This is a genomic window from Paenibacillus sp. ov031 (assembly GCF_900143165.1).
GTDB classification, from domain to species: Bacteria; Bacillota; Bacilli; order Paenibacillales; family Paenibacillaceae; genus Paenibacillus; species Paenibacillus marchantiae.
The window spans coordinates 326,075-346,083 of record NZ_FRDO01000003.1 but is presented as its reverse complement, the minus strand read 5'-3'; the positions used below and the strand labels follow the sequence as shown (position 1 = coordinate 346,083).

The 20,009-nt window shown below is 41.3% G+C and carries 33 protein-coding genes; all 33 read left to right on the top strand.

What is annotated here, in order from left to right; translation table 11 throughout:
- Positions 1–81 precede the first annotated feature (81 nt).
- The 33 genes from BUA17_RS15350 to BUA17_RS15185 all read left to right on the top strand — a co-directional run bounded on the left by BUA17_RS15350 (position 82) and on the right by BUA17_RS15185 (position 19,994).
- Positions 82–489 carry a DinB family protein gene (locus tag BUA17_RS15350; protein ID WP_211754050.1) on the top strand — a complete coding sequence of 136 codons (408 nt, stop codon included), beginning with the start codon at positions 82–84 and terminating at the stop codon, positions 487–489.
- Complete coding sequence (locus BUA17_RS15345; protein ID WP_063564081.1) at positions 486–974, top strand: cysteine hydrolase family protein; 489 nt, start codon at positions 486–488, stop codon at positions 972–974. Before BUA17_RS15350 ends, BUA17_RS15345 begins: the two co-directional genes overlap by 4 nt.
- A gap of 204 nt (positions 975–1,178) precedes the next feature.
- Positions 1,179–1,694, top strand: a complete 516-nt coding sequence (locus tag BUA17_RS15340; RefSeq protein ID WP_072734148.1) for a GNAT family N-acetyltransferase — start codon at positions 1,179–1,181, stop codon at positions 1,692–1,694.
- Positions 1,695–1,904: 210 nt separating this feature from the next.
- Entirely contained in the window at positions 1,905–2,387 is a 483-nt protein-coding gene (locus BUA17_RS15335) for a hypothetical protein (RefSeq protein ID WP_063564083.1), read from the top strand.
- Positions 2,388–2,475: 88 nt separating this feature from the next.
- Entirely contained in the window at positions 2,476–2,781 is a 306-nt protein-coding gene (locus BUA17_RS15330) for a hypothetical protein (RefSeq protein ID WP_063564084.1), read from the top strand.
- 82 nt (positions 2,782–2,863) lie between these two features.
- Positions 2,864–3,388: a hypothetical protein gene (locus BUA17_RS15325; RefSeq protein ID WP_063564085.1), complete on the top strand. Its 525-nt coding sequence runs from the start codon at positions 2,864–2,866 to the stop codon at positions 3,386–3,388.
- 38 nt (positions 3,389–3,426) lie between these two features.
- Entirely contained in the window at positions 3,427–4,062 is a 636-nt protein-coding gene (locus tag BUA17_RS15320) for a zinc dependent phospholipase C family protein (RefSeq protein ID WP_072734147.1), read from the top strand.
- A 393-nt stretch (positions 4,063–4,455) separates the two neighbouring features.
- The gene (locus BUA17_RS15310; RefSeq protein ID WP_072734145.1) at positions 4,456–4,938 is read left to right on the top strand and encodes a GNAT family N-acetyltransferase; all 483 of its coding nucleotides are present in this window, start codon (positions 4,456–4,458) and stop codon (positions 4,936–4,938) included.
- Between the two features lie 40 nt (positions 4,939–4,978).
- Complete coding sequence (locus BUA17_RS15305; protein WP_072734144.1) at positions 4,979–5,482, top strand: DUF4188 domain-containing protein; 504 nt, start codon at positions 4,979–4,981, stop codon at positions 5,480–5,482.
- A 56-nt stretch (positions 5,483–5,538) separates the two neighbouring features.
- Positions 5,539–6,051, top strand: a complete 513-nt coding sequence (locus BUA17_RS15300; RefSeq protein WP_072734143.1) for a hypothetical protein — start codon at positions 5,539–5,541, stop codon at positions 6,049–6,051.
- A gap of 32 nt (positions 6,052–6,083) precedes the next feature.
- The gene (locus tag BUA17_RS15295) at positions 6,084–6,467 is read left to right on the top strand and encodes a hypothetical protein (protein ID WP_072734142.1); all 384 of its coding nucleotides are present in this window, start codon (positions 6,084–6,086) and stop codon (positions 6,465–6,467) included.
- Positions 6,468–6,693: 226 nt separating this feature from the next.
- Positions 6,694–7,095 carry a hypothetical protein gene (locus BUA17_RS15290; protein ID WP_072734141.1) on the top strand — a complete coding sequence of 134 codons (402 nt, stop codon included), beginning with the start codon at positions 6,694–6,696 and terminating at the stop codon, positions 7,093–7,095.
- Between the two features lie 32 nt (positions 7,096–7,127).
- The gene (locus BUA17_RS15285; protein ID WP_244552151.1) at positions 7,128–7,484 is read left to right on the top strand and encodes an immunity protein Imm33 domain-containing protein; all 357 of its coding nucleotides are present in this window, start codon (positions 7,128–7,130) and stop codon (positions 7,482–7,484) included.
- 47 nt (positions 7,485–7,531) lie between these two features.
- Positions 7,532–7,942: a hypothetical protein gene (locus tag BUA17_RS15280; RefSeq protein WP_072734139.1), complete on the top strand. Its 411-nt coding sequence runs from the start codon at positions 7,532–7,534 to the stop codon at positions 7,940–7,942.
- On the top strand, positions 7,932–8,267 hold the full coding sequence (locus BUA17_RS15275; RefSeq protein WP_072734138.1) for a hypothetical protein: 336 nt from the start codon (positions 7,932–7,934) through the stop codon (positions 8,265–8,267). The genes BUA17_RS15280 and BUA17_RS15275 overlap by 11 nt, the downstream gene beginning before the upstream one ends.
- 335 nt (positions 8,268–8,602) lie before the next feature.
- Positions 8,603–9,184 (top strand): HAD family hydrolase, encoded by a 582-nt coding sequence (locus BUA17_RS15265; RefSeq protein ID WP_244552150.1) that lies wholly within the window; start codon positions 8,603–8,605, stop codon positions 9,182–9,184.
- A complete protein-coding gene (locus tag BUA17_RS15260; RefSeq protein ID WP_072734136.1) occupies positions 9,181–9,708 on the top strand; it encodes a hypothetical protein in 528 nt (175 codons plus the stop codon). The genes BUA17_RS15265 and BUA17_RS15260 overlap by 4 nt, the downstream gene beginning before the upstream one ends.
- A gap of 38 nt (positions 9,709–9,746) precedes the next feature.
- Positions 9,747–10,595 carry an adenylyl-sulfate kinase gene (locus tag BUA17_RS15255; RefSeq protein ID WP_072734135.1) on the top strand — a complete coding sequence of 283 codons (849 nt, stop codon included), beginning with the start codon at positions 9,747–9,749 and terminating at the stop codon, positions 10,593–10,595.
- A gap of 102 nt (positions 10,596–10,697) precedes the next feature.
- Complete coding sequence (locus tag BUA17_RS15250; RefSeq protein ID WP_072734134.1) at positions 10,698–11,264, top strand: histidine phosphatase family protein; 567 nt, start codon at positions 10,698–10,700, stop codon at positions 11,262–11,264.
- A gap of 104 nt (positions 11,265–11,368) precedes the next feature.
- Positions 11,369–11,881 (top strand): nucleoside deaminase, encoded by a 513-nt coding sequence (locus BUA17_RS15245; RefSeq protein ID WP_072734133.1) that lies wholly within the window; start codon positions 11,369–11,371, stop codon positions 11,879–11,881.
- A complete protein-coding gene (locus BUA17_RS15240) occupies positions 11,878–12,255 on the top strand; it encodes a MerR family transcriptional regulator (protein ID WP_072734132.1) in 378 nt (125 codons plus the stop codon). Before BUA17_RS15245 ends, BUA17_RS15240 begins: the two co-directional genes overlap by 4 nt.
- Before the next feature lie 45 nt (positions 12,256–12,300).
- Positions 12,301–12,882, top strand: coding sequence for a GNAT family N-acetyltransferase (locus BUA17_RS15235; protein WP_072734131.1), 582 nt, complete (start codon positions 12,301–12,303; stop codon positions 12,880–12,882).
- Positions 12,857–13,516: a Type 1 glutamine amidotransferase-like domain-containing protein gene (locus BUA17_RS15230; RefSeq protein WP_072734130.1), complete on the top strand. Its 660-nt coding sequence runs from the start codon at positions 12,857–12,859 to the stop codon at positions 13,514–13,516. Before BUA17_RS15235 ends, BUA17_RS15230 begins: the two co-directional genes overlap by 26 nt.
- The gene (locus BUA17_RS15225; protein ID WP_072734129.1) at positions 13,513–14,406 is read left to right on the top strand and encodes a PhzF family phenazine biosynthesis protein; all 894 of its coding nucleotides are present in this window, start codon (positions 13,513–13,515) and stop codon (positions 14,404–14,406) included. Before BUA17_RS15230 ends, BUA17_RS15225 begins: the two co-directional genes overlap by 4 nt.
- A 26-nt stretch (positions 14,407–14,432) precedes the next feature.
- Entirely contained in the window at positions 14,433–15,227 is a 795-nt protein-coding gene (locus BUA17_RS15220; RefSeq protein WP_072734128.1) for an aminoglycoside adenylyltransferase domain-containing protein, read from the top strand.
- Positions 15,187–15,624 carry a cytidine deaminase gene (locus BUA17_RS15215; RefSeq protein WP_170867877.1) on the top strand — a complete coding sequence of 146 codons (438 nt, stop codon included), beginning with the start codon at positions 15,187–15,189 and terminating at the stop codon, positions 15,622–15,624. Before BUA17_RS15220 ends, BUA17_RS15215 begins: the two co-directional genes overlap by 41 nt.
- A gap of 18 nt (positions 15,625–15,642) precedes the next feature.
- Positions 15,643–16,098, top strand: a complete 456-nt coding sequence (locus BUA17_RS15210) for a GNAT family N-acetyltransferase (protein ID WP_072734126.1) — start codon at positions 15,643–15,645, stop codon at positions 16,096–16,098.
- Complete coding sequence (locus BUA17_RS15205) at positions 16,082–16,918, top strand: phosphotransferase (RefSeq protein ID WP_072734125.1); 837 nt, start codon at positions 16,082–16,084, stop codon at positions 16,916–16,918. The genes BUA17_RS15210 and BUA17_RS15205 overlap by 17 nt, the downstream gene beginning before the upstream one ends.
- A gap of 326 nt (positions 16,919–17,244) precedes the next feature.
- Positions 17,245–18,045, top strand: a complete 801-nt coding sequence (locus tag BUA17_RS15200) for an inositol monophosphatase family protein (protein WP_072734422.1) — start codon at positions 17,245–17,247, stop codon at positions 18,043–18,045.
- Positions 18,042–18,893: a GNAT family N-acetyltransferase gene (locus BUA17_RS15195; protein WP_072734124.1), complete on the top strand. Its 852-nt coding sequence runs from the start codon at positions 18,042–18,044 to the stop codon at positions 18,891–18,893. The genes BUA17_RS15200 and BUA17_RS15195 overlap by 4 nt, the downstream gene beginning before the upstream one ends.
- Positions 18,894–18,927: 34 nt before the next feature.
- On the top strand, positions 18,928–19,122 hold the full coding sequence (locus BUA17_RS31975; RefSeq protein ID WP_348537075.1) for an HD domain-containing protein: 195 nt from the start codon (positions 18,928–18,930) through the stop codon (positions 19,120–19,122).
- Positions 19,103–19,498 carry an HD domain-containing protein gene (locus BUA17_RS15190; RefSeq protein WP_348537078.1) on the top strand — a complete coding sequence of 132 codons (396 nt, stop codon included), beginning with the start codon at positions 19,103–19,105 and terminating at the stop codon, positions 19,496–19,498. The genes BUA17_RS31975 and BUA17_RS15190 overlap by 20 nt, the downstream gene beginning before the upstream one ends.
- Positions 19,499–19,544: 46 nt before the next feature.
- Entirely contained in the window at positions 19,545–19,994 is a 450-nt protein-coding gene (locus tag BUA17_RS15185) for an NUDIX hydrolase (RefSeq protein ID WP_063564108.1), read from the top strand.
- Positions 19,995–20,009: the final 15 nt, after the last annotated feature.

The window sequence follows — 20,009 nt, the reverse complement described above, 5'->3', positions numbered from 1 at the left end:
AAAGGAGACAGGAGCCGAACATGAGTATCAAATTGGTGCTGTTGGACCAACTCGCTGCCTGTCATTATGCCGCTGGATGAGATGTTACATGATCTAACCGCTGCGCAGGCCTTATGGCTGAATGATGAGGGACAATCGATCTGGAGGTTGGTGAATCATCTGACTTTCTGGAATGAAACTTGGTTGGAGCGGTTTATCAAGGGTGATGTGGGTTCGGACAATAGCATAAATAATGATGAGACATTCATTGTTAACCCATCACATGTAAGTGAAAAAGATTGGCAGAAAAGCATTGCACAGATTGGTGCAACATTTAGTCGCTGGATACAGGCTGTAGAGGAAATTGATGATGCAAAATTAGGGATGACCATTCCATCGTACTTCAATGCCCCATGGTGGAATGTCATATCCAATCTGTGTATTCATAATGCGTATCATATTGGACAGATCATGATGCTGAGAAAGAAAGTAAGAGGAGAGATGATATGAAAATAGGTTTACTGATCGTGGATATGCAAGAGAGTATTGTACGAGATAAGTTAGATCAAAAAGCTATAGACCGCGCTTGTGAATATATCAATCATGTTGCAGACGTGCTTCGTTCGAGCGGTCATGTGGTCGTTCATGTACAAGACGTGGAAGGGATGGAGAATTCAAATTCTGAGGCGTATCGTATTATTTCTGAGGTTGATGTGACTGAGAAGGATCTGACAGTGACGAAGGAGAGTTCCAATGCATTCTGGCAAACAGACTTGGAGCAGATTCTGAAGAGTCACGGTGTTGAGCTGTTGATCATTTCGGGATTTGCCGCCGAAGAATGTGTTTTGTTTACCTATAATGGCGCGATGGAGCGAGGATTTAGACCGGTCATGTTGCAAAATGGGATTCTAAGTACGCATTCCGAAGCGGTGATTTCAACCTACAGAGACCGGAATGTGATTTCTTATCCTGTAGTTAATTATCTAATCAAATAAGTGAGATTACTCATGGACGCGACGATGTCGTGTCCGTTTTTGGTTAAACATATCCTTTTATGATGGGAAGGATTCTTCATCGTTTAAATTAAACTTTACCTATATTTACTGGAGTTGAAGCGATACATTTAAGTGGTAAGCAGGGGCGTGTTATGCAACTAAAGATGGGGAATTGCGGTTTATTAATAAGTGAGGTGTAATGACATGAATGTACAGATCACCAGAATCGATAAAAGTCAGAAAGAATTATTTTTAAACTTGTACAACCTTTATCTGTATGATCTTTCCGAATTCTCGGGTGAGGATTTGCTAAAAGAGGGGAAATTCGATCCAACGAATACCTATCTCTATCTGGAACGGGCGGAATTACATCCGTTTTTTATTCTAGATGAAGGAAAGGTAATCGGATTTGTGCTGGTTTGCTCTCCTCCATTTGTAGATGATGATGTCGACTATACAGTCCAAGAACTGTTTCTGGTCAAAAAGTATCGTGGGCAAGGATTGGCGGCTCAAGCGGTTGATTTGGTGTTTGCACAATTTCAGGGCAGATTCAAAGTGGAGCAATTGGCTAATAACCAATCGGCTGTTTCATTATGGAGAAAATATTATGAACAACATCACATTGAATATGTAGAGTCTGAGTATAGCATTGAAATTGAAAACATCGCTGGCAGCCATCGGATTCTGTCTCAAACCTTTGTACGTGCAAGAACGGAGTAGTCACTATTTCAATCTAACTCTTTCCATGTTCAAGAAGGTTCTGTCTCCTCCCTACTTTGGGAGTCTGACAGGATCTTTTTTATGTTTTGTCTAGCCCAAAAGGAGTTGAAAGTAGATCATTCTGAGCTTATATAATAACTTCGTATTTACCAATACATGGGTTATGATGAATGAAAAGGGGACCACGAGAGAAAACGGGGGTTCGGAAGCATGCCTATTCATAATTTTGTTATTGAAAATAAGTCGGAAATCAATGAATCTATCTACACCTCCTACTCATGGGATGCTCATGGAGTTATACATAAAAGTGGACTAATGGCAGAGGAACATGCTGACTTGGAAGATGAGTTCATTGCATACATTCATGATTCTCTTAACTGGCTGAATACATGGAACCCATCTACCTGTAAAAGATGTAGTGGACTGAACAACTATGGGATAACGGTTATTGAAGAAAAAGATGCTTTGTCGAAGTTTCATCAACTAATTCGCGCATGGATTGATGTATTCAACCTTGCTCCTGATCAGATCAATCTTACAGGAGATTATTGTTTTGATGGAAATGAACAGAGGGGCTATTATGAGAAACTCATGTATAACAGAGTTGAATTGATAAACGAATTAAATAAGCTTGCGAATATGGCAAAAGATGCTGAGGTAAATGGGAAATGCATTTTGCATTTTGGTATTTGATCCATTAAAGTGGTTTTCATATGGAACATAGCTTCTGACTATAAGGAGAAGTGAACCATTTGAAAAGAGACGAGTAAAGAGGGGAGAAATGGAACAGAACAAAATTTCAGCATACCAAACATTAATATACCAAGCGTTTTTAGATATACGTGTGATTGCATCCAAGTTAGCATATTCCTCAATTGAAGATGTCGAGGATACCAAAAGAAATGGTTTGCTCATATTTTATATGACAAACGCTTTTCACAATCTTGCATTATCAATTGCTGAGGGTACAAATTCAATTTATGAAGATGACTTCTGGAGTAGAATAAAGTTTATTAATGAGAAATTTCCTGAGTCGACACAGTATAAAGAAATATTTAATCAGTTGATTCAAAATTCAGATGATTAAAATATGAATCCCTTAAGTCATACATTTAAGTTGCAGTAGTAACCCATCATCTTTGGCATATGGAAGAGTAAAGGAGAGTCCTATGAACCAGTTTTCAGTGCCTGATTCGATTGCGGATTCTGTAGAATCATTAAGAATGACAAACACCTCCACTCAAATTTTTTTCGAACTTTTAGTTCTAAGTGGGTCGCAGACTGCAACAATTGATCGAGAAAAAGAATTTATCATTTGGCTTGCGCAACACGACCAAAATTGTGTAGGCCGTGGGAACGTTGGGTTTAATATGGATGAAATGCCATGGACAGAAGAAGATTTTTATCCTATGAAACAATTCTTGTTAAAGACAGTCGAAGGGGCGATACATAAAACGGGATGGGCTGTTTTGAATTATGAGCCCAGTGTGAAATGGAGCAACATCACATTTCAGCATTTCTATCAAATGATTGAAAGTTTTGAGCAAAAACATGTAAATTCTCAAAATTACCTCGAATGGATAACACCTTATGAAGGTGACGAGGTGCCAACGATCCCAGAGGGCTATCCAATGTGTAATCAGCATTCGGTGTATTTATCATGTTTTGGATGTATCATCTGCAATTCTTTATAATGTAAATCCCTGAGTTTATTATATTTAGGAGGATTATTATGCCTTGGCCTATGGTTCATTTTGCAATCGCATCGGAATTATTATCTGATCCAACCCCTGAATTTATAGTGGGAAGTCTTGCCCCTGACTCCATTCATGTGAGAACGAATGAAAGAGCCGAAAAGGCAAAAACTCATCTCATGCCAGAGGCAGGACGTTTCGCAACAGACGAAGAGCTCAGGGCATTTTTCAATTCAAACAAGAAACGTGCGCAGAGTGAGCCTAAGTTCATGCAATATTTGTGCGGGTACATCGCCCATGTATATACGGATCGTGTATGGACTTTCGAGATTTATCCTGCATATGAAGTTCATCCGAGTGGACGAAGTATTTATACGCAGGATGTTACGAAGCTGGAATTTATGATTTTGAGAAGAGGGTCTGATGGCCAGGATTTATTGAATAAGCTGGAAGCAGGTCAAGCGTTTGACTTAGGTGGATTGCTGGAGCAAGAGGTGTATCAGTATAGAAAAGAAAAAGTAGACTTTTTGAATAACTTTGAAAATGAGCCCTTAGATGATTTGAACATTTTATCTATGGAAGCTATAGAAGAGTTTATACAAACAACGGCCCAAAGACTTAGACAATTGTTTACAAAGTGGGATGTGTTTGAAGATTTATGCTGCATTGCTTGAGCAAGGAGTGATATTTGTGAAGGTATACAAGAAACAAATCCGTAAAATGGTGATAAAAGATATTTTGTTCCTGTACGTTGTAGACGAGCAAGCACAAGACATTATAATCCGTATATTTTCGAATACGTATAAATCTACATTCGTGGAGTTTGTTGTCCCTTGGGAAGATACATGGGATATATTTGTCTATGAACCCAAGCTGATATCTAATCTCATTCAACATGCATTAGAACAAGGATGGGACTGCTGCCAGAAAAATAATCGGATGAAATTCGACAACGCGACAAGTATCATAAGAGTGTTAATGACAAAGAAAGAAGCTTGACGATGGGCATGGTTATACCATCTGATTCACTAAAGACTTTAATAAGGAAAGTGGGAGGTATTTTCTAAATGGAAAGACGGATTAGCCTCGCCCCATATAATGAGAAGTACAATCAAGAGTTGGCTAATTTTTCGTTAAGTGATGAACAGGTTCAGTTTACTGCAATGCCTGCGGAAGTGATGGAGGAGGCATTCCAAAATCCGAACAAATATCCGGTAGTGATTTTAAATGATGAGACTCCAGTTGGTTTCTTCATATTACATAAAAATTCTGAATACGTAGAGGAAAGTGATACTTCCCGTACGATACTGGTACGTGCGTTATCCATTACGTTAGAACATCAGGGGAACGGGTATGCACTCACTGCCATGAGGGAACTGCCTAAACTGGTTAAGCAGCTTGATCCGAAGGTCGATGAAATTATTTTAGCTGTGAACGAGGGGAATATTGCAGCACAAAAGCTGTATCTAAAAGCAGGTTTTTTGGATATGGGCGAGCGGAAAATGGGCATCAATGGTCTTCAACTAATTTTGCAATATAGAATGGTGTAGGGGATGAAGTACGGCAAACAGGATGAAAAGGAGGAGTAATGTGGCAAACATACACAAGGGAAGATATTCAGCTGAGATCGAAGGCGAGTTTGTTGTTTTTATTATTGGAATGAGAGTTAATCGCCTGTGGGCCATACATAAGTGGTTGCCTGTTTTTAAATCCATGGGCCCGATGATCAAAGAACTGTACGTGAACCCAGATACCGGGTTTCTGGGAACGGAATTTTTTATGAGCTGGCGTGGAGTGACTCTGCTGCAATATTGGAGATCTTATGATGAATTGGAGAAATACGCACGCGGTGGCCTGCACTTGGAGGCTTGGAAACGATTTAACAGTTCCGTTGGATCGGATGGAAGCGTGGGGATTTATCATGAAACGTACAAAGCTCAATCCGGTTCATATGAGACCATCTATGCGAATATGCCCAAATTCGGGTTGGCTAAAGTGTCTAACCATGTTCCAGCGACAGGCAGGAAAGAAACGTCCAGACGTAGAATGGGTGGAGAGAGTGATCCCGCAGTAGAAACACCAAAGAATCCTTAACAAATGACTAGTGTAGTTCGAATGTACAATCATCGCAAGTAGAGAGGAGCATGTTATTGAAAGTTAATGTCAAACCAGAAGATTTAGGCTCTGAGCAGCTTAGCTGGCTGTGTGTCCAACCGATGTTAATCTCCGTTCGGGGTAAAGATGTTGCAGCAAAAGTAGAGGTATATCGGCGATTACATGAAGGACAACAAGCGATATTTTTGTTCTACTCCTACCATAACCATACGAAGAGCTTGGCGGAGTTTTATTGGTTTTCGGCGTACAACATTATTGACATGAAGAGCTGGAATGGAATTAAGAACGGGATGCGCTATTTTAACCAAAATGAAATGGTAACTCTGCTGGATGACATCGAGCGTTTGATTACAGATAAAAATAAAGTTGGAGATACGTGGCGTGAGGTCCTGCCTGCGGATTTGGAGAAAGACCCAATCCTGCTGCAAAGAACGGAAGAACTATACGCTAAATATCGAGCCGCTGCTCAGGAAGCTATTTTACACATGAATGAAATAATTCGGCAGAATCAGGAGATGTATCTGGAGATTACGGAGATCAACGCCTAAAGTAATCTCAAAATATAAGGAGTGATCATTTCATGAAATCTCCAGGTGGATCTATTTTTCCTTATTATTATAAAGGTGGAGAAATCCATTGTCTGAAATATGGCAGCAAGCATAAGGACCAAAATAAGCTTTTCGATGTGATGAGACAAGAAGAGGCTTTCATCTTAGGGATCAATAAAAAGCTCAAGGTTTGGGTGGATATGTATGAGACGAAGATTACCAAAGAAGTCTTGGATCAGTTAATCTGCAACATAAATAATCTCAAAGATCATGTGGATAAGCTCTCATTTGTAGGACTATCAGGGATGAATCGTTGGAAATTGAAAAGAAGATTGAAGAGCCTGGGGATGGGGCAATCTGTATCATTTTATGCTGATCCTGAAGAGGCAAAGACATGGCTGATAACGGATCGATGATTTGATCTTTAGAAGCAGGTATGGGTAAGGTCAATAGGAGAGCTACTCTTCATGGAGTAGTTCTTTTTTTCATGATTATGAAGGCGAAACTATGCTGTGTTAATTCGAAATTCTTCTAACATAACAAGTACTTCACATAATTCAATTCTATTTCTATGCTAGAATGGATAGCAGGAAAAAAGCGGAAGAATTAAACAATATTCTGAAGTAAGCAAGGGGTACTGAAATGAACGAAGAAGAGATCTTGGAGTTGTACGGTTTAGATCCCGATACCAGACATAGGCAGATAATCAGGGAGTTGTTGCAGAAGGAAATTGAGAATCAAGAAGCAGTGGATCATGAGTATCTCAAAACCTTATGTATTATGTTATTCTGCATAGGAAATGTAGAGGACACTGGGCTGATCTGGCAGGCAAAACGCAAGAATCAGGATACGGGCAGTTATATTGATGTGCAGCTTCTGTGTGGTGCCGGTTATGAGAAGACAGTGACTTATCTGGAGCAGAATCTCGAGGAATCAGCGGGAGAGCAGTTGAATTATCTTAGACAGTGTGAGCCATATGATTTTGTTGATTTTTCCAAAGAGGAGTGGGTCTCTACCTATAAAAAATATTATGAACTACCTTAGTCATATACAACATGTGAGAAATGAGATGATCAATGATGACAAATGCTGCTTCCATCCAGGAACAGATTCAGATGTGCCAGAAATATAGCGCAGACTATGTACCCAGTGAACTGCACCATAAGATCGGAATCGCCTGGAACGTCAAAGAGAAGTTGGAACCGATCCATGGAATGCGTATTCAGCCCGATGGAGATACAACCGGATGGTATATTTGGGCAGAAAATTACTCGGATGCAGATGATTTTTTTGTACCTTTACATGTAACACACATCGATGACTGGGACCCAAAAATTAAGAAGTACCTCGGACTTGCGCCGGGATGGCGGTTTGTGATTGCAGAAGATTATGAGGATGTATGGTTTGATGGGCAGTTGCTTAACAGATTATAAGCAGAGCAACCAATGAGTTAAAATGGAACTTTGAAAGGGGTCATAAAATGCCAAGTGTGCATGATAACATCATATTAAGTTACGAAGTCGATTTGGAGAATGAGAAGATTAGGATGCGTACCCGTTCGCATCATCCTGAATTGCATGATGATACGGATATCCTTTTCTCGGATGTATTGGCACATTCGTTTGATACACCGTTGCAAGGCAGCATTATCTTCGATATTGACGACGTTGGTTTGGATTGTTTTATTAGTTACAATCGCGATTTGTTGGAGAAAGGGAAAGGTCAGGGCTGGCCTATCATGTATGAAACTGATGAAGAACTGGAAACCAAGTTGATCGAGGGGGAATATTTGTACTTTGTCATTACATCATCATATGGATTAAGTGGCTGGGTATTGGCTAAAAAGCTTGAAATGATAACAAAGATACGGAATGAAAAAGATGAAGAATAGATTTGGTTATGAACCGAACTTGATCCGTAAAATACTAGTTATGAGTCTTGTCATTTTAGTTGTCATTATGATTATTACCAATCCATCCAGAACAGATTTCTATACATGGCTGGAAAGCGAGTATGGTATACATGTCTCCTACGACATCAATGAAACGACGTATACACAGATCACGAACGGCCAGGAAAGAAGTCTTAATTTCAGAAGCGGACATATAAAGCATGTGGGAATCTTTACTACGTATAATGAGACTTTTATGGATGCTGAGGGTAATGAGATCAACATTAAAGCCATTGGTGTAATGAACATGTTCTTTAAAAGATAGTTGGTTTCTGTTCTATGATGTTGGAAGTTGTAAAGGCTTTATCGATATACCACGCTTCTTTGTATGATGAAAACATGCAGAGCATCGTGGTTTTTGTGTTGAGCAAAATCCGTAAGGAGGGGGAGGATTACGTTATTTGGTTCATTCGCAAATTCCACATTATGGGTTATGATGTACCTACAGAGAAAATTTAACATACATAGGAAGTTTTTTGGAGATTGAGATTATTCCAGTAGGAGGAATAGAATGAAAGCTATTTTCCTTGATTTCTATGGGACAGTTGTTCATGAAGATGATGATATTCTACCCGTAAACAAGTTCAAGCGACAGCGCAGGTGGAATGTACAACGGATGAGATCGGTGCTTACTGGTGGAAGGCTTTTTCAACATTGTTTTATGCAAGCCACGGCAGCCAGTTTACCACGCAAAGAATGCTGAATGTGCAATCTCTGGCAGAAACGCTTCTCCATTTCAAATCGGATCTGGAAGCTGAGTCGCTTAATCAGGAACAGTTGGCACATTGGCGTAACCCTGGCATATTTGCTGATTCAATTCCCTTCCTTCATTCTCTTAAAATTCCAGTATATATCCTGTCCAATATCGATACTGATGACGTGAAAGCTGCAATGAAGGCACATAACATTGAAGTGGCCGGAGTGATTACCAGTGAGGATGTTCGTTCTTATAAACCAAGGTCAGAGATGTTTGATGAAGCGATCAACAGGTATGGTTTGCAGCGAGATGAGGTGATCCATATAGGCGATTCTCTGGTAAGTGATGTACAAGGAGCGCAAAATGCGGGAATTAAGGCTATCTGGTTGAATCGAAAAGGAAAACTCAAACCGCAACAGATTACACCGGATTATGAGTGCAAAGATCTTGGCGAAGTTGTGCATATGTTGGAGGCTTGGATATGAAAAAGTTAACCGTGTTGTCGTTATTATTTCTGTTCTTAATCGCCTGTCAGGATAAAACAACCCATGAAGCTGTACAGAAACCAACGATTCCTGTGACGGAAAGCGTTACTGATGAAGCAATCGAGCAGAAGGACGATGAAGCAGAAGCACCCAAAAAAGACAAAGGCATCCCTCCTGTTTACCTTGATGAAACGAAGTACACAGGTGATGAACTGGAAATCGTCAAACTGATGAACGATCGCATGCGTTATATGTGGGAAGAGGATGAGAAGGGCTATATGAGCCTTTTTGATCCACAATCGCCAGTCTCGGGCATGCCAGTCTCAGGATTTTCAGGTTTTAAAGTTCGCAAGATCATCTCTATGAGTGATATCAACATTCGAGAGCAAAAGAAGCTTTATGAAGCACTTGTGATGGTTACTGAATTAAGAGAGAACGAGGAGGAGGCCAGCTCTAGCATGGTGTTTAGGAAAAAGAAAGCGGATGGCGATGCTGCGAAGTGGATCTTTGCAGACATCGATTAACAACGACTGAATGAAAAGAAGTTAAGGGTGATGAAATCATGACAAAACAATTGATACTTATTGAGGGATTACCGGGTTCAGGAAAGTCGACGATTGCCAAGATGGTTTCCGAGATTCTGACTGAGCATGGCAAAAAGGTGCAACTCATCCAGGAAGGGAATCTGGATCACCCTGCTGATTATGATGGTGTGGCCTTTTATTCTGCGGAAGAGTTCAGATCTTTGGTGGATGCTCAGGAGACGTGTAAACATATATTGGAGAGCAGAGCAACAGCCTATCAAGAGGGTTTTCTGATTCCTTATCGCAAAATGAAAGAGGAATTCGGAGTGGATTTCCCCGATCATGTGGTGCAGGAGATATTTAGCAAAGATATTTACGAACTACCTTTTGAACAAAATGTGAAGCTGATCACCGAAAAATGGCGGAGTTTTACCGAAAGCGTGATAAGTGCGGATGATGATTCCATCACCATATTCGAATGTTGTTTCATTCAAAATCCACTGACCATAGGTATGGTGAAATACAATCAATCCAGAGAAGAAAACGTGCAATATGTTTTGGAATTGGAGCGCATCGTTCAACTATTAAATCCGCTATTAATTTATGTACATCAGCAGGATCTTGCGCACACCTTTGACAAGGCAATCCAGGAAAGACCCAAGGAATGGTCAGATGGATTCATACAATACTACACAAATCAAGGATGGGGACTCGCGAAAGGATATCATGGTGTTGAAGGCACGGTGAAGGTTCTTCAGGCAAGAAAAGAGTTGGAGACCGAAATTTATCAGTTACTGAAGATGGACAAACACTGGCTGGACAATTCGGAATATAACCGCGCTGCTTGTCAGGAGGAACTGGAGAAGATCCTGAAAGTTTCACTTTGAGATACTAAAGTACAAGTACAAGATTTCTTAGCACGGCAATACAATACATAACGGAGGTTTATTTTTATGTTATTTCTTGAGGCAACGAAATAGGAGGAGCTTATGGATCTCACATTTATTCGTCATGGTCACGCTGAACATTTGCTTCATTATCCTCATCAGCTAAACCAGTTGCATCCGGGACTTACTGAACAAGGAAAGAGGCAGGCAACTGAATTACGAAAGCAGATTAAAATCTTACCGGAAGACATCGTTTTGGTGAGTCCTACGAAACGAACGATAGAAACGGCATTCCTCTTAACATCAAGCGATAAACTGACAGTCTGTCCACTCGTTGGCCCGAGAATGTTTCCTCAAAATCCGGAGTTCCCCGTTCTGCGCTGTGATCATATCTATTCGAAAGATGAATTAAATGCTCAGTATGAGGGGCTCCGAATTCTTGATTTTGGACTTCATTGCTGGTTGGATGGGATTAATCGAATGGAAGAACGTCTATTTGAGGCTTATGCTGGACAGCTAATTCAATGGTGCAGAGAGCAGAGCGGGAGTACTTTTATCATTTCACATGATGGTACGATAACAAATTATAGAGCTTTTCTTGGAGAGCAGGGGTTAACCCGAAGTGATTTTCTCGGTGAGTCGGGTCATTACACGATTAGAGATCTGTAATAGAGAAGAGGGGACATTGGACATGAACCCTTTTCTCGGAATAGTTTGAAGAACCAAGACTTTATTTTGTAAGCGGTCAATAACTACACTAAGGGGGATTTTCCGTGAGATTATCGGATTATGAATATTTAGTTTTGGCTCTGGAAGAGGCAGATCAGGCGCTAATAGAAGGAACCTATCCGATTGGAGCGATAATTGTGGATGCGGATGGGGATGTCGTGAGTAAAGGAAGAAACCGAGTCTTCTCTGAATGTGATCCCACCGCACACGCTGAAGTCGATGCTATCCGTCAGGCAGGGCAACATTTGCTGGATGTAAGTAAGAAGCGATACACGAAGAATGACCTGACCCTCTACTCCACCTGTGAACCTTGTCCCATGTGTTCAGGCACTATATTAATGTCGGGAATTAAGAAGATTGTATGGGCAGCGGATGATGAAGGGTATGGCGGGCTTAGACGTTTTAAGGAGGGCCCTCATTTTATCCATCTGTTCGACACACTTTCTTGTGTTGCAGCACCATATCTTGATTTGGAAAATAGACAGCGAGCATTGCTTGCCCAATGGAATATTGGTAGAGGTTTGCTTAATACAGAGTGGGAGACTCCCAAACAATGAAATCCATTCCGATCTCCATTTTACTAGCCAGTGTCATTTTGGGAATATCGTTCATAGTTGGCTGCCTGTTGCTATCAAATCAGGGGAGAGCTAGTGAATCGACTCAGGCAGTGGAACAGGATGTGCCGAACAATAATAAAACATTAATGACGATCCAAGAAACGGCGGAGTATCTGAGTATGACTAAAGAACAGGTGATGGACATTATTAAGGCCGAACAAGGAAGTTTCTCGGCATCGGGTTTCTTTGAAGGAAAAATGTTTCCTTTCATCAAGGTTCAAGATCAATTTTTGGTTAGTAGAATCGAGTTGGAATTGTGGGCTCAGGACGCATCTTCAAGTCATAGAAGATATATTAATGGGCAGATGCAATAGTCCTAGGGGAACGACGGCTTAGACAAACAAAGGAGAGAATTTGAAATGGAGTTCGCGGGACAGAAGATAAGAATAACACCTGTCACAGAACAGGACCTCGACTTTATAAGCAAACTTGAATGTGATGTGAGTATATGGAGTTTTGAGGAGACCGTTGAAACGGATACGGAGAAAGTTCGCGATAAATATCGTAGTCATTTTTTCACTACGGATGAAAAACCGTATGCCTATGATTTCATTATTCGCCGTTTGGAAGATCCAGAAGGTGAACCAATTGGCCTTATCCAAATGTGGAGCTATGTAGGTCATAGAAAAAGCTGGGAACTCGGATTCGCGCTGCTTCCGAATTATGTAGGGAAGGGCTACGGAAGTGAGGCTACGAATCTTATATTAGAATTTGCATTTAACGGGTTACACGCCCATAAAGTGATAGGTATGTGCAATGCTCAGAATGTCAGATCTGCTGCGCTGATGCAGCATGTGGGTATGACACGGGAAGCTGTGTTCAAGGAAGAACTTTGGTGGAACAATCAATGGACGGATCAATATTTCTTCTCCATTTTAGAAAAAGAGTTTAGTGAACGAAGAGGGAGAGGTTCAGATGACCAAGCTGGTTTTGTTAAGTGATTTATATTTCGAATCTAACCACGAACTAAATCAGAGGATATTGAGCTTGTTCATCTCTGACCAGCCTTCCATTGGTTATGTACCTTCGTGTTCCGACCCGGGACGGAAATATTTCGAGCATACGAGACGTTACTATAATGAACTGGGAATCGAAACGATTGATTATTTTGACCTCGACCTAGAATACGAGGAAAACAGATTTAATACCATTTTTAAAACTGATGCGATTCATTTATCTGGAGGGAATACATTTTATTTTCTAAGTTTATTGCAGAAGAGAAATGCAATGGGATTGTTGCGTTCCTATGTGCTTAAAGGTGGCATTCTGATTGGGGTTAGCGCAGGCAGTATTCTAACTACACCAACGATTGAAATGGCCGGATATGGTAAAGATGCAGATGAGAACCATGTTGGATTAATGGACAAGCAGGCTCTGGCGCTCGTTGATTTTGAATTTTCACCGCACTGGGATGGAACGGAAGAAGCTTTGGATTTATTAAGAGATTACGCGCGAGACAACTCTACAACAATCTATGCTTGCAAAGATGGTGGCGGGATCGTTATCGATGGTGAAGTGGTAGAGTCATATGGCGATGCACGTCGTTTAACTGAAAATAAGGAGGGTCTACAATGAGTGAAATCACTGTATATCATTATGATGCTTTTTCGACGGTTCCTGGTAAAGGAAATCCGGCCGGAGTCGTCTTTCATGCCGATTCGCTCAGTGAGGAAGCGATGCAGCAGATTGCGCATAAAGTTGGCTTTAATGAAACGGTTTTTGTGATGAGTTCAGAAGTGGCAGACGTTAGATTACGATATTTCACACCGGGTCATGAGATTAATCTGTGTGGGCATGCAACAATGGCATCCATGTATGGGTTAAAGACTAGAGGGCTACTGGAGGATAAGCAGTCGATTACCATTGAGACTAATGTAGGCATATTGCCGATTCAGTTCCAGCAGGATGGCGATACGATCAACATTGAGATGAAGCAGGATCAACCCCGTTTCATGGCATTCCAAGGTGACATAGAGAAGCTGGCAAATTCTATTAATCTAACCACGGATGATATTGATCTATCCACACCCATCGTCTATGGAACTACGGGTACCTGGACGTTATTGATACCGATTCGTAAACTGACTTCTTTCCAACAAATGAAACCGGATTCTTCTCTATTTCCTGAGATATTAGTTGAAAATCCGAAAGCTTCTTTGCATCCCTTTACTCTGGAAACCCGCGATTCAGATGCTCTAATGCATGCCAGACATTTTTCCTCGCCTTTTTCGGGTACTACGGAAGATCCGGTTACGGGAACAGCATCCGGTGTGATGGGTGCCTATTATATGGAGTATCTAAATCCTGAGTTGGATAAGACTCATTTTGTTGTGGAACAAGGACACGAGATTGGCAGAGATGGGAAAGTTCATGTCAGTGTGGTCAGAAATGGACAGGACATGGATGTCAGAATACGAGGAACGGCTGTTTTTGTGGAGGCAATGAAAGTGGAGTTGGATGCGTAGCAACGTAAATAAAGGAGTGAATTTAGGTGGATGAACAGGCGGTACTACATACAGTTACCCATTTGTTAAAAGAAGAATGTTCGGATTCCCTGGTAGGAATTTATTTGCACGGGTCCATGGCTATGGGGTGCTTCCTTCCGAATCAAAGCGATATCGATATTCTGGTGGTATGCCGGGAGCAGCTGTCTGCTGATACCTATCGAAGGATTGCGAAGAGATTGATGCAGACCGAAGATGAAATGCATATTGTCACAGGGTTTGAACTTAGTATTATTTTGGAGTCTACGGTTGCTAAACTGACGTTTCCGACTCCATTTGAGTTTCATTACTCTGGGTATCACCGGGAAAAGTATAGAAATGAGGATCAATATCTTTGCGGTGGATACGAAGATCCGGATCTGGTAGCACACCTGGCCGTTATTGTTGACCGTGGAATTGTGCTCGTCGGCAAACCGATTAAGGAGTTATTCCAGCCCGTAAAACGTGAATATATGTTGGCCTCTATTACATCTGACGTTGATTCAGCTATGGAAGAAATAACGGAGAATCCTGTCTACTATGTTTTGAACCTATCACGGGTTCTATTGTATGTGAAAGAGTCAGTTATATACTCCAAGCGAGAAGCAGGCGAGTGGGCACTCATTCATATTTTACCGAAGTACAAAGAAGTCATCTCACAATGTCTAGCAAAATATAACGGAGAGCTGGAAAGAGTGAATCTAAGTGATGATTTACTTCTGGATTATGCGAAGTACATGTTGGATGAAATAAAAAGGAGACATCATGATGATTATAACGACAGAGGATCTGGAACTGATTGAAGCAGCAAAGAACGTAATTTCGCGTTTGTATCAGGAGGGCAAGCATCACGTTGGGGCAGCAGTACGAACTCGATCTGGAAAAATATTTACGGCGGTACATCTGGAAGCCTATATCGGTCGTGTCTCAGTATGCGCGGAAGCGATTGCTATAGGTAAAGCCATTTCGGAAGGGGAACATGAATTCGAAACGATCGTGGCCGTAAGACATCCCGAAGTTGATCCTAATGATGTACCGAACGGAGCGGAAATCCAGTTAGATGTGGTATCTCCTTGCGGTATTTGCAGAGAACTGATTAGTGATTATGGGAAGGACACACAGGTCATCTTGCAGGGAGAAGAGGGTTATTCTAAAACAACGATTGGGCAGCTATTACCACAAAAATATACAAGAACATAATAAGGAAGGTAGACTGTGATGTTTGAGATAGTTGATATTCGGCAAAAGCCGGACATGCTGCAGACAGCTGTACAATACTTTTGGAAGCAGTGGGGCTCGGAATCAAGTTATCATTTTTACCGGGATTGCATTGAACGTTCCGTGGAAACCGAGAGTGATGTGCCCCGATTTTATGTACTGTTGGTTGGGGACAGGATTGTTGGAGGATATGCTCTGTTAAGGAGTGATTTGAATAGCCGCCAGGATCTGTTCCCGTGGTTTGCGTGCCTTCATGTTGATCCAGAATACCGAGGCAAGAACCTTGGTGGGCAACTACAGAATCATGCGATTAATGAGGTGAAGACGAAGGGCTACGATAAGCTGTATTTATGTACGGATTTGACGGACTATTATGAAAAAAATAACTGGGCGTATATCGGTAAAGGATATTTGCTCGATGATGAAGAGACTCGGATCTATGAACATCAAATTTGATGAAGTTCTTCAACATTATTTCTGTGAAGCGAAGTATGTCTTGAAAGCCGTCCCATTTGGACTGACCAATACAACCCAAGTCCTTGAAATGAATAGGCAGAAGTATATCGTTCGAATCTATAATAAGTACATGAAAACGATCGATAGTATTGAGCTCGAAACTCAAGTGACGACATTACTTGATGGCAGACATTTATCGTTTCAGGTACCTGTCTTTCTTCATACTTTATCTGGAGAGAATTTCGTCGTTTTATACGATGGGTCTCTTGCAGCTATTACTAATTTTATAGAGGGCTCTATACCTCCTTTGTCTGATCTGAAAAAAGCTAAACATTTTGGTAGATTGGTGGGAACGTTCTCTTCTGAGATGAGTAAGCTTCAAACCAAAAAAGACGGCTATCATGGGATATCATTTAGCAAAATATATGATATTCATCCTTTAGCTAATCGTCAGTCAATAAAGACTTTTTTTGAAAATTCACCTCTTGAATTATCAGATGAAATGTACTCTTTTTACCAAAGGATGATTACTGATGTGGAGACATCCAACCTTTCTTTGGAAGTGCTGCCGAGTCAACTCGTTCATCATGATTTGTTGATATATAATTTGCTCTCTCTTGACGATGAGATCATAGGCGTACTGGATTTTGATTTTATGGGGATGGATGTTGCGTTCATGGAATTGGCGATTAGCTTCAATCATATGATTCAGGAATCCGAAGGTGCATTGGATATGATTGAGGCTTTTCTTCAAGGGTATTCAACTGAACGTAAACACTCCACTCTGGAAATCAATTACTTACCCAAATCTATTTTATAGCGGTGCTTCATTTTTATATTGGTCAGCATTATGCGGGAGTGACGATTGAGCAAAACTTTAACTTTATGCTTAATCAATTTGAGCGGAATATAAACTGGCTACATAAGCATGATTTAAAAATTCAAGAATTGTTTCATAGATACTTGGTCTGATTCAATAACGATTACTATGAGTCAGAGACTGAGGATATCCTTAGGGATCAACTTATACCCAATAAGAATGAAAAACATATGCTCTAGCAGATCACCCGATGTACAGACGAATGCCAAAAGAGCTTTGTCCAGAATGCGAAAATACAGATCAAGTAACCGAACGGAGTGATATTCATCGAACAAACCATTCGTTTAGCCCAAGCGATTGCCGAGAGAGTCATTGGAAGAGCCGGAAAAGTTGCCAAAGATCATTTTGATCAGATCACCTGTGCAGAGGAGAAGGGCATCTTTGGCGACATAGTTACTGAAGTAGATCATGAAACAGAGCGGATGATATGTGATGAACTTAGCATAAGTTTTCCCGATCATGAGATCCATAGTGAAGAGAGGGGCCATAACGGACAGAAGAGTGACTGGCTGTGGATGATTGATCCGTTAGACGGAACAAACAACTTTGCCATTGGCCTACCGATATTTTCCGTTTCCATTACATTATTGTATCGTTTAGAACCCGTCCTCGGAGTTATTTACGAACCTCTGGTGGATCGTTTGTTTGTGGCATCACGTGGGAATGGGGCGAGTTGTAATCAGAACCCCATGAAAGTCCAAAAGAAAGAGCATATTCATAAAGGGACCATTGGATGGATTCAGGGACATCAGGTGCAAAATGAGGAGAAGGCTGTACAGCTACGTCAACATCTGGATGTTTGCTTCAAACGAATGATGCGATTATGGGCTCCAACCTTACAGTGGTGCATGTTAGCTAAGGGGGATATTGACGGCATTGTGCTCTACAATTCGGAAGGAGACGATTTGTATTCAGGCATATTAATGGCGAAAGAAGCAGGTGCCATTGTTATGGATTTTGAAGGGATTCCCTTTGAAGGCATGAATTCAGAGCCATATCTGATTGCCTGCCATCCGGATCATCGTGAGTATTTCCTGAGTGTCGTTCGGGAGGGAATGAACTCATGATTAGCGAGCTTAATAAGCATGAATTCTGTAAGTTGAGGCACTTCACGGACTTATACAGAAATATTGAGGTGAAGGCCGTGGTATCTGGGTTGAAAACTGGCCGAATCTACGTTGATGATGCAGCAAATATCACAGCAGCGTTAATTTGGGTGAAGGGACAAAACGGTTTTCAGTTGGTCGGAGACGCTCGAAGTGAACCCTTCCTGAATGAATTGGAAGATTTCATGAAAGAACACATAGAACCTGAGTTATTAAGATTAAATATCCACACAGTCGAGGTAGGTGTGGCGGATGAAAGCTGGGAAGATGTGCTTCATCATATGGCCGTGAATAAAGAGCTCCATAGCGATATTCAGCATGTATTCACATTGGATTCAGACCAAGGTATGACTGAACATCTAAGTCATCCGGGTATTCATGAAGGGTATGTTTCTCAGAATGAGGTTGTCAGGCTTCTCAAATTAGACGAGGCATTACTGAAAGCTGGGAAGTTCAACAATCTATCTTTTCTGAAGGACAAAGTCTCACGCTTTTGGGATAACATGGATGAGTTCTTGGAACATGGCTTTGGATACATTGCAGTACAAGGCGAGGATATCGCGAGTGTTTGCTTTTCGGCGTTTATATCAGATCAGTGGCATGCAATTGATATTGAAACTATCGAAGCATACAAGAGAAGGAATTACGGTGCACGGGTAGCGCAAGCATTTGTAGAAGAATGCAGGATTAAAGGTATTCATCCGTATTGGGACTGTTCCCCAGATAATGCAGGTTCAATACGTTTGGCAGAGGGTGTGGGTATGTCTCTGAACTTTGATTACAGAGTTTACTGGTACAATCTCTCTTGAGGGGTTTGGAAAAAAATGCTGAAAGGAGACTTAAATGAACGAATCATTACAGAGTCAGATTCAATTTCTTATTGAGATTGATAAGCTGAAAACGATTGAACGAAAAACGAGAATCATCCATGGCGACAGACTCGAAAATGATGCAGAGCATTCCTGGCATCTGGCGATGATGGCCCTGATTTTGCAGAGTCACTCCAACAAGGAGGTGGATATTCTCAAAGTCAGTTGAGATCGATGCCGGAGATACATTTGCCTACGATACGGTAGGGCATGCGGATAAATATGACCGAGAGATCAAGGCTGCGCATCGACTATTTGGGATTTTACCTGAGGAACAAGCCGAAGAATTGTTGAACCTATGGCTGGAGTTTGAGGCAAAGGAGACCAACGAAGCGCAGTTTGCCTCGTCGATGGATCGGTTGCAGCCGTTGATCCACAATCATCAGAATGAGGGAGATACGTGGCAGAAATACAATATTACAAGTGAGCAGGTGTTAAATAGAAATCGTGAGATTGAGAACGGTTCCGAAACATTGTGGACGTACGCACAGCAGATTATCCAAAATTCCGTAGACAAGGGAATCTTGATTAAATCCAAGTCTTAGAGACACGTTGCTGAACTTATCTGAATACAGACGGGGGAAAATCTTTATGGGATATATCATGGAGTTGAGAAAGCTGGTGGGTTCGCGTCCTCTAATCATGGCTGGTTCATGTGTGTTGGTCTTCAATGAGCAGGGCCATCTGCTGTTGCAAAGACGTACAGATAGCCTGGATTGGGGAACCCTTGGCGGATCATTGGAACCGGGAGAATCTTTGGAGGAAGCTGCTGCCCGTGAATTATATGAGGAAGCCGGACTGAGAGCGGGTGCATATAAACTCATTACCGTTTTCTCTGGTCAGGACATGTATTACAAGTATCCGCATGGAGATGAAGTGTATAATGTCATGGCAGTCTATGAAGCTACAGAAATTCAGGGCGAACCAACGGTCATGGATGATGAAGGACTGGAACTGCGTTATTTTGATCTGAGTATGCCCATCCTAGAGATTAATCCGTTCACGGAATATGTGCTGAAAAAAGCGGGATATATTAACTAAGTAGTGAAAGGAGAT

Excerpts from the sequence above, each read along its gene's own strand:
- BUA17_RS15250 (WP_072734134.1), top strand. The coding sequence starts at position 10,698 with ATGGATCTCACATTTATTCGTCATGGTCACGCTGAACATTTGCTTCAT.
- BUA17_RS15340 (WP_072734148.1), top strand. The coding sequence starts at position 1,179 with ATGAATGTACAGATCACCAGAATCGATAAAAGTCAGAAAGAATTATTT.
- BUA17_RS15225 (WP_072734129.1), top strand. The coding sequence starts at position 13,513 with ATGAGTGAAATCACTGTATATCATTATGATGCTTTTTCGACGGTTCCT.
- BUA17_RS15185 (WP_063564108.1), top strand. The coding sequence starts at position 19,545 with ATGGGATATATCATGGAGTTGAGAAAGCTGGTGGGTTCGCGTCCTCTA.
- BUA17_RS15295 (WP_072734142.1), top strand. The coding sequence starts at position 6,084 with ATGAAATCTCCAGGTGGATCTATTTTTCCTTATTATTATAAAGGTGGA.
- BUA17_RS15195 (WP_072734124.1), top strand. The coding sequence starts at position 18,042 with ATGATTAGCGAGCTTAATAAGCATGAATTCTGTAAGTTGAGGCACTTC.
- BUA17_RS15275 (WP_072734138.1), top strand. The coding sequence starts at position 7,932 with ATGAAGAATAGATTTGGTTATGAACCGAACTTGATCCGTAAAATACTA.
- BUA17_RS31975 (WP_348537075.1), top strand. The coding sequence starts at position 18,928 with ATGAACGAATCATTACAGAGTCAGATTCAATTTCTTATTGAGATTGAT.
- BUA17_RS15285 (WP_244552151.1), top strand. The coding sequence starts at position 7,128 with ATGATGACAAATGCTGCTTCCATCCAGGAACAGATTCAGATGTGCCAG.
- BUA17_RS15350 (WP_211754050.1), top strand. The coding sequence starts at position 82 with ATGTTACATGATCTAACCGCTGCGCAGGCCTTATGGCTGAATGATGAG.
- BUA17_RS15260 (WP_072734136.1), top strand. The coding sequence starts at position 9,181 with ATGAAAAAGTTAACCGTGTTGTCGTTATTATTTCTGTTCTTAATCGCC.
- BUA17_RS15310 (WP_072734145.1), top strand. The coding sequence starts at position 4,456 with ATGGAAAGACGGATTAGCCTCGCCCCATATAATGAGAAGTACAATCAA.
- BUA17_RS15345 (WP_063564081.1), top strand. The coding sequence starts at position 486 with ATGAAAATAGGTTTACTGATCGTGGATATGCAAGAGAGTATTGTACGA.
- BUA17_RS15335 (WP_063564083.1), top strand. The coding sequence starts at position 1,905 with ATGCCTATTCATAATTTTGTTATTGAAAATAAGTCGGAAATCAATGAA.
- BUA17_RS15210 (WP_072734126.1), top strand. The coding sequence starts at position 15,643 with ATGTTTGAGATAGTTGATATTCGGCAAAAGCCGGACATGCTGCAGACA.
- BUA17_RS15255 (WP_072734135.1), top strand. The coding sequence starts at position 9,747 with ATGACAAAACAATTGATACTTATTGAGGGATTACCGGGTTCAGGAAAG.
- BUA17_RS15230 (WP_072734130.1), top strand. The coding sequence starts at position 12,857 with ATGACCAAGCTGGTTTTGTTAAGTGATTTATATTTCGAATCTAACCAC.
- BUA17_RS15280 (WP_072734139.1), top strand. The coding sequence starts at position 7,532 with ATGCCAAGTGTGCATGATAACATCATATTAAGTTACGAAGTCGATTTG.
- BUA17_RS15290 (WP_072734141.1), top strand. The coding sequence starts at position 6,694 with ATGAACGAAGAAGAGATCTTGGAGTTGTACGGTTTAGATCCCGATACC.
- BUA17_RS15205 (WP_072734125.1), top strand. The coding sequence starts at position 16,082 with ATGAACATCAAATTTGATGAAGTTCTTCAACATTATTTCTGTGAAGCG.
- BUA17_RS15330 (WP_063564084.1), top strand. The coding sequence starts at position 2,476 with ATGGAACAGAACAAAATTTCAGCATACCAAACATTAATATACCAAGCG.
- BUA17_RS15240 (WP_072734132.1), top strand. The coding sequence starts at position 11,878 with ATGAAATCCATTCCGATCTCCATTTTACTAGCCAGTGTCATTTTGGGA.
- BUA17_RS15235 (WP_072734131.1), top strand. The coding sequence starts at position 12,301 with ATGGAGTTCGCGGGACAGAAGATAAGAATAACACCTGTCACAGAACAG.
- BUA17_RS15320 (WP_072734147.1), top strand. The coding sequence starts at position 3,427 with ATGCCTTGGCCTATGGTTCATTTTGCAATCGCATCGGAATTATTATCT.
- BUA17_RS15325 (WP_063564085.1), top strand. The coding sequence starts at position 2,864 with ATGAACCAGTTTTCAGTGCCTGATTCGATTGCGGATTCTGTAGAATCA.